This is a genomic window from Massilia mucilaginosa, assembly GCF_011682145.1.
GTDB lineage: Bacteria > Pseudomonadota > Gammaproteobacteria > Burkholderiales > Burkholderiaceae_D > Telluria_A > Telluria_A mucilaginosa.
Window position 1 is genome coordinate 135,372 of the sequence record NZ_WHJH01000011.1, and the last position, 11,698, is coordinate 147,069.

The 11,698-nt window shown below is 64.8% G+C and carries 9 protein-coding genes; 8 read left to right on the forward strand and 1 reads right to left on the reverse strand.

All coding sequences use genetic code 11. The features are described 5' to 3' along the window. The first annotated feature begins 101 nt into the window (after positions 1-101). The gene (locus F2P45_RS12395) at positions 102-638 is read left to right on the forward strand and encodes a DUF1003 domain-containing protein (protein ID WP_166874927.1); all 537 of its coding nucleotides are present in this window, start codon (positions 102-104) and stop codon (positions 636-638) included. 2 nt (positions 639-640) lie between these two features. On the opposite strand, the gene F2P45_RS12400 is transcribed toward F2P45_RS12395, so the two are convergent. Further along, positions 641-1,561, reverse strand: coding sequence for a LysR family transcriptional regulator (locus F2P45_RS12400; RefSeq protein ID WP_166874931.1), 921 nt, complete (start codon positions 1,559-1,561; stop codon positions 641-643). A 100-nt stretch (positions 1,562-1,661) separates the two neighbouring features. Between F2P45_RS12400 and F2P45_RS12405 the strand changes: the two genes are divergently transcribed. From F2P45_RS12405 to F2P45_RS36755, 7 genes are all read left to right on the forward strand, one after another. Next, positions 1,662-2,654 carry a zinc-binding alcohol dehydrogenase family protein gene (locus tag F2P45_RS12405; RefSeq protein WP_166874934.1) on the forward strand — a complete coding sequence of 331 codons (993 nt, stop codon included), beginning with the start codon at positions 1,662-1,664 and terminating at the stop codon, positions 2,652-2,654. Positions 2,655-2,748: 94 nt separating this feature from the next. After that, entirely contained in the window at positions 2,749-4,809 is a 2,061-nt protein-coding gene (locus F2P45_RS12410; RefSeq protein WP_166874937.1) for a UvrD-helicase domain-containing protein, read from the forward strand. A gap of 30 nt (positions 4,810-4,839) precedes the next feature. After that, the gene (locus F2P45_RS12415; RefSeq protein ID WP_229505049.1) at positions 4,840-5,385 is read left to right on the forward strand and encodes a cache domain-containing protein; all 546 of its coding nucleotides are present in this window, start codon (positions 4,840-4,842) and stop codon (positions 5,383-5,385) included. A 168-nt stretch (positions 5,386-5,553) separates the two neighbouring features. After that, positions 5,554-7,989, forward strand: a complete 2,436-nt coding sequence (locus F2P45_RS12420; RefSeq protein ID WP_166874940.1) for an Ig-like domain-containing protein — start codon at positions 5,554-5,556, stop codon at positions 7,987-7,989. A 273-nt stretch (positions 7,990-8,262) separates the two neighbouring features. Continuing rightward, entirely contained in the window at positions 8,263-10,869 is a 2,607-nt protein-coding gene (locus F2P45_RS12425; protein ID WP_166874943.1) for an Ig-like domain-containing protein, read from the forward strand. 369 nt (positions 10,870-11,238) lie between these two features. After that, entirely contained in the window at positions 11,239-11,403 is a 165-nt protein-coding gene (locus tag F2P45_RS36750; protein ID WP_267877347.1) for a Fic/DOC family N-terminal domain-containing protein, read from the forward strand. Next, a complete protein-coding gene (locus tag F2P45_RS36755; RefSeq protein WP_370663238.1) occupies positions 11,352-11,594 on the forward strand; it encodes a Fic/DOC family N-terminal domain-containing protein in 243 nt (80 codons plus the stop codon). Before F2P45_RS36750 ends, F2P45_RS36755 begins: the two co-directional genes overlap by 52 nt. The last annotated feature ends 104 nt before the right edge of the window (positions 11,595-11,698 follow it).

The window sequence follows — 11,698 nt, forward strand, 5'->3', positions numbered from 1 at the left end:
TGCGATGGTAACGCAAGCGATCTGTGCGCGCTGAAAAGTGACTTGCGGATACACTGTTATCGAGCAGACAACCGGTCTGCACCACCAGCGAAGAACACAGCATGAGGACCACCCGCAAAGATTACCTGGCGCACATCGAAGAACTGCAAAAACGCAGCGACGACACCGTGGCCAAGCACATCGCCGAACGGCGCGCGCTCACCCCCAGCCAGCCCGACCCGGAAGACGATCCCACCTTCGGCCAGCGCGCGGCCGACGCCGTGGCCCGCTTCGGCGGCTCGTGGACCTTCATCATGCTGTTCGCGCTGGTGCTGGTGTGCTGGGTGGTGCTCAATTCCTTCCTGCTCGCGCGCGGCGGCGCCAAGCCCTTCGATCCCTATCCCTACATCCTGCTCAACCTGTTCCTGTCGATGCTGGCCTCGATCCAGGCGCCGGTGATCCTGATGTCGCAGAACCGCCAGGGCGAAATCGACCGCCTCAACGCGCAAAACGATTACGAGATCAACCTCAAGGCCGAGCTGGAAATCATGGCCCTGCACGAAAAGATGGATGCCTTCAAGCAGCAACTGCTCGACATGCAGCATGAACAGCTGCGCCTGCTCAAGGTCTTGTGCGAGGACAACAAGGCAGCGACCTGAGCTTAGTTGCCGATCCCGGGCAAGCCCTCGTCCCAATACGGCGCCGGCCCGAAGCGGGCGGCAAAGTAATCGATGAACACCTGCGTCTTGGGCGGCAAGAAATTGCGGTTCAGGTACTGGGCCGACACCACCGAGTTCAAGGCCATCGGATAGGCCGCCAGCAGCGGCACCAGCGCGCCGCTCTTGAGCTGCTGATACACCGCCCAGGTCGATTGCAGCGCGATTCCCAGTCCCGCCATGGCGGCATCGCGCATCGCTTCGCCGTTATCGCTGCGCATCCGCCCGCCCACCCGCACGCTGATCAGGCTGCCGTCCGGGTCCCTGAAATTCCATGGATTGACGCCTTCCAGCACCAGGCACTGGTGCCCGGCCAGTTCCTGCGGCCGCTGCGGCGTGCCGTGCCGCGCCAGATAGGCGGGCGAGGCCACCAGCAGCAGGCGGCTGGGCGCCAGCACGCGCGCGATCAGGGCCGAGTCGTGCAGCGGGCCGTTGCGGATGGTCACGTCGATGCCGTTGGCGGCCAGGTCGATCACCCGGTCCGACAGGCGCAGGTCGAGTTGCAGGCCCGGATAGCGTTCCAGAAATTGCGGCAGCCACGGCATCAGATGCAGGCGCCCGAACGAGACCGAGGCCGCCACCCGCAGCAAGCCCTGCGGCTCGCGCCCGCTGCCGACCGAGGCGCGCGCCTGCTCGGCGGCGTCGAGCAGGGCCACGGCGCGCTCGAGAAAGGCTTCGCCATCCTGGGACAGGGCGATCTGGCGCGTGGTCCGGTGCAGCAGGCGCGCGCCCAGTTGGCGTTCGAGCTGGGCCATGCGCGCGCTCGACGCCGCCGGCGACAGCCCGAACTCGCGCCCGGCCGCCGACAGGTTGTGGGTGGCGCAGACCCGCACGAACAGCGCCACATCGGTCAGGTCGAGGTTCATTGTTCTGTATTGGTGAAGAGATATTCAATCATTATGCCAATTATCAATCGAATCGGCGCGGTCTACACTGGCTCTTCCAGCAACCAGACAAGGAAACAACATGAAAGCCATTGCCGTCATTAACGGAGCCCTGCACGATGTCAACCTGCCCGAGCCGCAGCCGCAAGGGCGCGACCTGGTGGTCAAGGTCGAGGCGATTTCGGTCAATCCGGTCGACTACAAGCAGCGCAAGGCGGCCGACCACGATGGCGAGCCGCACCTGGTCGGCTGGGACGTGGCCGGCACCGTCAGCGCCGTGGGGCCGCAGGCCAGCCTGTTCAAGGTGGGCGATGCGGTCTACTACGCGGGCAGCGTGGTGCGTCCGGGCGCCAACAGCGAGTTCCATGCGGTCGACGAGCGCATCGTCGGGCGCAAACCGGCCAGCCTGGACGCCGCGCAGGCCGCCGCGCTGCCGCTGACCAGCATCACCGCGTGGGAAGCGCTGTTCGAGCGCCTGGGCGTCTCGCGCAGCGGGGCCGACGCGGGCAAGTCGGTCCTGATCATCGGCGGCGCCGGCGGGGTCGGTTCGATGGCGATCCAGCTGGCCAAAAAACTGGCGCGCCTGACCGTGGTGGCGAGCGCCTCGCGCCCGGCTTCAGGCGCGTGGTGCAAGGCGCTCGGCGCCGACCATGTGATCGACCACCTGGGCGACATGCCGGCCCAGCTGGCCGCGCTGGGCCTGGCGCAAGTCGACTATATTTTGTGCCTGAACGATATCGACCTGCATTTCGCGGCCATGGCCACGGCCATCGCGCCGCAGGGCAAGATCTGCGCGATCGTGCGCAATGAGCGGCCGCTGCCGATGGACCTGGTGTTCGCCAAGAGCGTGACCGTGGTGTTCGAGATGATGTTTACGCGCTCGATGTTCGGCACGCCCGACATGATCGAGCAGCACAACTTGCTGGACGAGGTGGCGGCCCTGGTCGACGCGGGCGTGCTGAAAACCACGGTCGGGGAGAGCGGCGGCAGGATCGACGCGGCCAACCTGGCGCGCGCCCACGCGGCGCTGGAGGCGGGACGCACGATCGGGAAGATTGTGCTGTCGGGGTTTTAAGCAGGCCGGGGCCGATGGCGCCCGGGCGCGGGCGCAAACGGCGCCGGGCGTACGTTACAATGCCTGGTCGTCCCCCACCAGATTGCCCCGCCCGATGTCCACCACCCCCAGTTTCGGCCTGAACGTTCCGCAGAGCGAAGCGGTCATGTACCTCGACGGTCCCTGCCTGGTACTGGCCGGCGCCGGTTCGGGCAAGACGCGCGTCATCACCCAGAAGATCGCGCACCTGATCGAGGACCGCGGCTACGATCCGCGCACCATCGCCGCCCTGACCTTCACCAACAAGGCCGCGCTGGAAATGCAGGAACGCATCGCCAAGCTGCTCAAGCAGCCGCGCCAGGCCAAGCAGCTCACCGTCTCCACCTTCCACTCCCTGGGCGTGAAGATCCTGCGCCAGGAAGCGGCCGGGGTGGGCCTGAAGGACCGCTTTTCGATCATGGACAGCGACGACTGCTTCGGCCTGGTCCAGGACTTGGCGATCACCACCGACAAGCAACTGATCCGCAGCATCCAGAATTCCATTTCGCTGTGGAAAAACGCCCTGGTCGACCCGGAAGACGCGGTCAAGCACGCCAAGGATGAAGACGAAGCCCAGGCCGCGCGCGTGTTCCGCAGCTATGTGGCCACCCTGGCGGCTTACCAGGCGGTCGACTTCGACGACCTGATCCGCCTGCCGGTGGAATTGTTCCGCAACAACGATCCGATCCGCGACAAATGGCAGCGCCGCCTGCGCTACCTGCTCATGGACGAGTATCAGGACACCAACACCTGCCAGTACGAACTGGTCAAGCTGCTGGTCACCGGGATCGGCAAGAAGCCGATGTTTACCGCCGTCGGCGACGACGACCAGGCCATCTACGCCTGGCGCGGCGCGTCGGTGGAAAACCTGAAAACCCTGGGCGACGATTTCCCGGACTTGCGCGTCATCAAGCTCGAACAGAATTACCGTTCCACCACGCGCATCTTGCAGGCGGCCAACGCGGTCATCTCGAACAATCCCAAGCTGTTCGAAAAAGCCCTGTGGTCCGAGCACGGCCTGGGCGAGCCGATCACCGTGCTGGGCATGCAGACCGACGACCAGGAAGCCGAGCAGGTGGCGATCATGATCTCAAGCGACCGCTTCCAGCGCAAGAACAAGTGGTCCGATTACGCCATTTTGTATCGAGGCAACCACCAGGCGCGCGTGATCGAGCAATGCCTGCGCAAGGAGCGCATTCCGTACACGATTTCGGGCGGCCAGAGTTTTTTCGACAAGGCTGAAATCAAGGACATCATCAGCTACCTGCGCCTGATCGCCAACGATGGCGACGACCCGGCCTTCATCCGCGCCGTCACCACGCCCAAGCGCGGGGTCGGCATGGCCACCCTGGAAGTGCTGGGCGCGTTTTCCAAGCAGTGGAACTGTTCGCTGTTCGAGGCCACCTTCAAGGGCGGCATCGAAGCGAAGTTGCCGGACCGTCAGCTGTTGCCCTTGCGATCCTTTTGCAACTTCATCAACCAGCTCGAAGCGCGCGCCAGCCGCCCGGGTCCGTCCGGCAGCGGCGCGAACGCGGCCGCCGTGCTCGACGACATGATGAAAGAGATCGCCTACGAGAGCTATCTGTACGATACCTTCGACGACCGCGCCGCGCAAAGCAAGTGGCAGAACGTGCTCGAATTTACCAACTGGCTCAAGGAGCGCGGCTGCGGCGGCAAGGATAAATCGGGCGACGAAAAGAACCTGCTGGAACTGACCCAGATGGTGGCCTTGATGAGCATGCTGGAAGGCAAGGACGAGGAGCCGGACGCGGTGCGCATGTCGACCCTGCACGCGTCCAAGGGACTGGAGTTTCCGCACGTCTTCCTGGTCGGCGTGGAAGAGGGCATCCTGCCGCACAAGGGCGATCCGGACGCGTCGGTGGAAACCATCGGCGCGCGCATCCAGGAAGAGCGGCGCCTGATGTATGTGGGCATCACGCGCGCCCAGCGCACCTTGTACATTACCTGGTGCAAGAAGCGCAAGCGCGCCGGCGAACAGGTGCATTGCGACGTCTCGCGTTTCATCAAGGAAATGGCGCTCGACGTCGGCGACGCCCCGCCCACCGAGGCCGAAACGATGTCGCCCAAGGACCGCCTGGCCAGCCTGAAGGCCCTGCTTGCAACACCCAAAAGTTAACACTCGGCAGCACCTCACAGAAGTGCTAGGATGGAGCGGCGCGTCGCCTTGGCGCGCCGCCTTGGCGCGTCGCCGTGGCGCGCTTCGCCGAAGGGAGTTTCCATGTTGACATTCACTGTCGTGCCGCGCCGTGCTATCGCCGGCGCCATGCTGTCCCTGTGCGTCGCGCTGCCTGCCAGCGCCGATGAATTCGCCACCAAACCCGAAGCCGAAGCCATGGTCAAGAAAACCATCGTTTTCATGAAGGCGAACGGCAAGGACAAGACCTACAGCGAGATCAACCGCAAGGATGGTCCCTTCACCGACCGCGACCTGTACATGGTGGCCTACGGCTTCGACGGCGTGGTGCGCGCGCATGGTGCCAATCCGAAAATGTTGAACAAGAATCTGATGGAGTTGAAGGACATCGACGGCAAGGCTTTCGTGAAAGAACGGGTCGAGATGGCAAAAAAGAATCCTTCTTTTTGGCAAGAATATAAGTTCACCAATCCCGTCAGCGGTAAGATTGAACCAAAGGCAATGTATTGCCAGCCAAGCGAGGATGTCATCATCTGCGGTGGTGTTTATTTGCGATAAATTGCACGCACGATTCAGATTTTGTTTGACTGCAACTTGCGACTTTGAAATACTGAATTCACCGCTGGCGCATGCGCCCGCCACTTTCCAAATCCGCCTGCCGGCGCCTTGCGCGGCGCTGGTTGCGCGTCATTTGGACCCCATCACTTCCAATGACGAGCAGACAGCATGGCGACCGTATCCGACATCACCGTAACACCCACCTCCGGCCTGATCCACATCGATGCCCTGCTCGACTCGGGTCCCGACTGGAACTATCTTACGCCCGCCGGCAACACCATCCTGTACACCTTCTCTGTCGCCTCCGGCAATGAAGCGACGCAGAGCGGCCAGACCGCGTTTTCCGCGTCCCAGCAAACGCATGCGCGCGCGGCCTTCGCGGCGCTGGCGGCGGTCACCGGCATTACCTTTACCGAAACGGCCAACGGTCTCGCGGCCGATGTGCACCTGGCCTCGGTCAATATCGCGGGCGCCAGCACGAGCGGCTTGTGCAGCTGGAGTTCGAGCTACAGCTACAGCGGCAGCACCGTGACCATGTACGATGCGCAAGCCTATGTCTATCTCGACAATGTCGAGTTCGCCGCATCGAACGCCAACCTGTCGCCCGGCACCAACGGTTTCCAGACTCTGCTGCATGAACTGGGCCACATGATCGGCCTGAAGCACCCGTTCGAGGGCGGCACCAATCTGGCGCCCGGCGACGACAACACCGCCAACACCTTGCTGTCGTACACCAGCGTGGGCGGCCCGTACGCCGACTTCAGCCCGTACGACGTCGCGGCCCTCAAGTGGCTGTACGGCGGCGACGGCCTGGGCGGCGCGCTCGGCATCAACTCGTCCGGCGGCGGGCGCTACATCACCGGCACCAGCTTCGCCAATACCTTGACCGGCACCGCCGCCAACGACCGCCTCGAAGGCGACGGCGGCGACGACACGCTCAACGGCGGCGGCGGCACCGATACCGCTGTGTTCCGTGGCAATTACGGGTCCTACACTGTGACCGACCTCGGCGGCGGCAGCGTGCGCGTGATCGGCGCCGACGGCACCGACACCCTGAACTCGGTCGAAGTGCTCAAGTTCGACGACCAGAGCGTGCAGTCGCCCCAGGTGGTGACGCCGCCCACCGGCGACACCACCGCGCCGGTGGCGCCATCCGCCAGCCTGGTCAAGAACGCCAACGGTTTTGTGTCCGGCAACAAGCCGCTGGTCAGCGGCAGCGCCGAAGCGAATGCCAAGGTCGACATCTACAGCGCCGTCGGCCTGGTTGCCAGCACCACGGCCGCCGCCAACGGCAGCTATGCGGTCGCCACCACGGCGCTGGCCGATGCCCTCGACCTGGTGCTGACGGTGCGCGCCACCGATGCCGCCGGCAATGTCTCGCTGCCCAGCGCGCTGCAGTTCAGCGTCGACACCGTGGCCCCGGCGGCGCCGACCGCGACCGTGAATGTCTCGGCCAGCGGCGCGGTCCTGTTCAGCGGTAACGGCGAAGCCGGCAGCACGATCCGCCTGACCAATGCCAACGCCATCATCGCCGAAGGCACGGTCGGCGCCAGCGGCAGCTGGAGCCTGGGCGGCAGTACCCTGGCCAACGGCAATTACGACGTCACGGTGAGCTCGCTCGACAAGGCCGACAACAGCAGCGTGGCCGCCATGCACCTGCTGTTTGCGGTCGGGGCCACCACCACCATCGGCGGCACCTCCGGCAACGATACCCTGCAGCCGACCGCGGGCAACAACGTCATCGACGGCGGCGCCGGCACCGACACGGCCAACTACACCGGCCCGCGCGGCAACTACGACGTGGTGCGCGACGACAGCGGTTTCGTGGTCACCGCCCGCAGCGGCACCGACGGCATCGACCTGCTGCGCAACATCGAAGCGGTCAAGTTCAGCGACAGCACCCTCAAGCTCGAATACGACGACGTGGTACAGGCGCTGTACCTGGCCTACTTCGGGCGCGCGGCCGATTCGGGCGGCCTGTCGTCCTTCCAGTCGCAGCTGGGCGATCTGAGCGCGCCGCACACGTTTTCGGCCGTCAGCGCCGCTTACGGCAACAATGTCGGCCTGCACAATCTGATCGACAGTTTCGGCGCCAGCGCCGAATCGGCGGCCCTGTATCCGGGCAGCACCGCCAGCTTCATCGCCGCCGTCTACCAGAACATTTTCAACCGCGCCCCCGATGCCGGCGGCGCGGCGTTCTGGACCAACGCCATCGACAGCGGCAACCTGTCGCGCGCCAACGCGTCGCTGTCGATCATGGCCGGAGCGCTCGAAAACACCACGGCCCAGGGTCTTCTCGACGGCAAACTGGTCAACAACAAGATCACCATCGCTTCCGACTTCACCCTGGCCATCGATACCCCGGCTGAGGTGAATGGTTATGTCGGCAACAATGCGGCCGCCACGGTGCGCACCATGCTCGGCACGGTCACGGCCGCGACCGATATCGCGGCCTTCCAGGCCACCATCGCCAGCACCTTGCTGCAGATGAGCGGGGCCGGGGTGCAGACGGGGGCCTCATCGTCCCTGTACGAAGCACTGCCGGCCCAGCCCGTCGCCCTGGTCGGATTCAACAACACGTCCCTGATCGACCTGCCGCTGTAACACAGCAGCCGTGCGTGCCTGCGGCCGGCGCCGCCCCTTGCGGGCGGCGCCGGCTTTTTGCCATGCGCGCGGCAGGCGCCGCCTGAACGCCCGCGCCTGCGAGACGTGCACATCCGACAATGCACATTTCATAATATATTTGACGTCATTACATAAATTTGGAATACTTCGCCGCTTGTCGAGCAAAACGCGGCAACTTTCCAAATCTGTTGCCGGGCGCTCAGCGTCGGTTTGCGTTTGGAAACCTTTCCATATCCAATACGAGTCAAGCGCATGCCCAATATCTCCGATCTCGACACCGTCCTCTCCGGCCTGAACCACATCGACGCCCTGCTCGGTAGCGGCCCCGACTGGAACTATGTGACGCCTGCGGGCAACACCATCCGCTACACCTTTTCGATCGCCTCCCACAACGAGGGCGAGAACAGCGCCGCCAACGGCCTGATGGCCTTCAGCGCGGGGCAGCAGGTCGGCGCGCGCGCGGCCATGGCGGCGCTGGGCGCGATCACCGGCATCGTGTTCGCCGAAACGGCCGATGCCGCCCTCGCCGACGTGCACCTGGCCGCCAAGGATCTGGGCGGCGGCACCGCCGGCCTGGCCAGCTGGGGTTCCAGCTTCTCGTACTCGGGCGAGCGCCTGGTCGGCTACAGCGCCAGGGCCTATGTGTACCTGGACGATGTCGCCGCCGCCCTGCCCGCGAACGCCACCCTGGCGCCCGGTTCGGGCGGCTTGCAGATCCTGCTGCACGAACTGGGCCACATGATGGGCCTGAAACACCCGTTCGACGACGCTATCCGCTTGCCGGCCGCCGAGGACAACAGCAGCAACACGCTGCTCTCGTACACCAACAAGGGCGGTCCGTACGCCACGTTCAGCCCGTATGACGTGGCGGCCCTGAACTGGCTGTACGGCGGCGACGGGCTGGGCGGCGCGCTCGGCATGAATGCGAGCGGCGGCGGGCGCTTTGTCACCGGCACCAGCCTGGCCGATACCCTGACCGGCGGCGCCGCCAACGACCGCCTCGAAGGCGACGGCGGCAACGATACGCTCAACGGCGGCAACGGGACCGATACCGCCGTCTTCCGAGGCAAGTTCGGCGCGTACACCTTTACCGATCTGGGCGGCGGCAAGCTGCGCGTGAGCGGGGCCGACGGCGTCGACACGCTGAGCTCGGTCGAAATGCTGACATTCGACGACCGCAGCGTGCCGTCGAACCAGGTGCTGCCGCCGCCGGTCGTCACCCCGCCGCCGGTGGTCACCCCGCCGCCGGTCGTGACGCCGCCGCCGCCGGTGGTCACGCCGCCGCCGGTGGTCACGCCGCCGCCGGTGGTCACGCCGCCGCCGGTGGTGACCCTGCCGCCGATCATCACGCCGCCAGCCGCCGACACCAGCGCGCCGGCCGCGCCGACGGCCAGCGTGGAGAAGAACCCCAACGGTTTTGTGTCCGGCAACAAGCCTCTGGTGAGCGGCAGCGCCGAAGCCAATGCCAGGGTCGATGTGTACAGCGGCACGAAGCTGGTGGCCAGCACCAAGGCCGGCGCCGGCGGCACGTACGCGGTCGCCACCGCTGCCCTGGCCGATGGCCTGAACCTGGCGCTCACCGTGCGCGCCACCGATGCCGCCGGCAATGTCTCGGCCCCGAGCGCGGCGCTGGCGCTCAGCGTCGATACCGTGGCGCCGGCGCTACCGTCGGGCAAGGTGCTGCTCGCCGGCGGCGGCGTGGTCCGCTTCAGCGGCAGCGGCGACGCCGGCAGCACGATCCGCCTGAGCAACGCCGGCACCGTCCTCGCCGAGGGTGCGGTCGGCGCGGACGGCAACTGGAACCTGGGCGGCAGCGTGCTGGCCGACGGCAATTACGATGTCCTCGTCAGCGCGCTCGACAAGGCCGGCAACACCAGCACGGCCGCCAAGCACCTGCTGTTCACGCTGGGCGCGGCGACCCCGGTCGAGGGTGGCGCCGTGACCGGCACCGCCGGCAACGACTTCTTGCAGCCGACCAGCGGCAACAATGTCATCGATGGCCTGGGCGGCACCGACTCGGTCAGCTACAACGGCCCGCGCGGCAACTATTACGTGGTGCGCGACGCCAGCGGCTTCGTCGTCACCGACAAAATCGGCAGCGGCGGCGTGGACGTGCTGCGCAATGTCGAAGCCATCCGCTTCGACGGCGGCGTTCTCCAGCTCGACTACGACGACGTGGTGCAGGCGCTGTACCTGGCCTACTTCGGGCGCGCGGCCGATTCGGGCGGACTCGCATCGTTCCAGTCGCAGCTGACCGGCCTGAAGGCGCCGCTGACATTTTCGGCCATCAGCGCGGCCTATGGCAAGGATGCCGGCCTGCACAGCCTGATCGACAGCTTCGGCGCCAGCGCCGAATCGGCGGCCATGTATCCGGGCAGCACCGCCAGCTTCATCGCGGCGGTCTACCAGAACATTTTCAACCGCGCCCCGGACGCCGGCGGCGCGGCCTTCTGGACCAATGCGATCGACAGCGGCAATCTGTCGCGCGCCAACGCCTCGCTGTCGATCATGGCCGGCGCGCTGGAAAACACCACCGCCCAGGGCATACTCGACGGCAAGCTGGTCAACAACAAGATCACCATCGCCTCCGACTTCACGCTGGCCATCGATAGCTCGGCTGAAGTGAACGGCTACGTCGGCGCGAATGCGGCGGCCACGGTGCGCGCCATGCTCGGCACGGTAACGGCCGCGACCGATATCGCGGCCTTCCAGGCGACCATCGCCAGCACCTTGCTGAAAATGAGCGGCAGCGGCGCGCAAACCGGCGCTTTCTCGTCCGGCTACGACGCCCCGATGCCGGTCCAGCAGATCGCCCTGGTCGGGCTGAACACGGCGTCCTTGATCGATCTGCCGCTCTAAGCCGGTTTGCCGGTAGTCCGGGCCGGCGCGCTGCCGGCCGCTGGCAGGCAGCGCCGGCCACGCTCATGCGCAGTCAGCGTGACCGACGCGCTGCTTTCGGAAGATATGTCATCATCGGCCTTCTGCGTCACCGTGGACTTCAAGTATCCCGGCCGATGCAGCGGTGCTTATTGCAATCTGTTGATATAGGATGTTCGCCACCAAATACTTATTATAAAAAATCGCTAAAAATTATAATAACAGCACCAAACGGATCGCTATATTATGCAACCCTGTCATTCGAGAGCTGGCAAAACCGTTCCCCAAGGAAGTGGCTATTTGGCTTTTGTTCCAGCAAATTTGCCTCCACTCATCGCTTTTGACGGCGAGATGATCAGGCTTCTCTCCGATGCGGATATCGCCGTGGGCCGTCTTGCCGGAATCACAGAGATCTTGCCGAACCCGGAATTGTTTGTCGCGATGTATGTGCGCAAAGAGGCGGTGTGCTCAGCTCTCAGATCGAAGGCATTCAATGTACGCTCGATGAGGTGTTAGAAGCCGAAATCGACGAGGACGGCGTCCGGACTAAAGACATTGCCGAAGTTGTGAATTATGTAGATGCAATGAACTATGGGATGGAGAGACTCACGACCCTACCTTTATCGTTGCGGTTAATCCGCGAAACGCATTCGCGGTTGATGGAGGGCGTTCGTGGGGAGCATAAGCTTGACTTTGTCCATTTGTGAGCGATGGACGAAGGGAACGTAAGCCCGAATGCGTAGTCAATGATTGATCCACTCGTGGCAGCGAGGTTCATCATGACGGTAGTAGCATCCGGGCTTACGAAGGC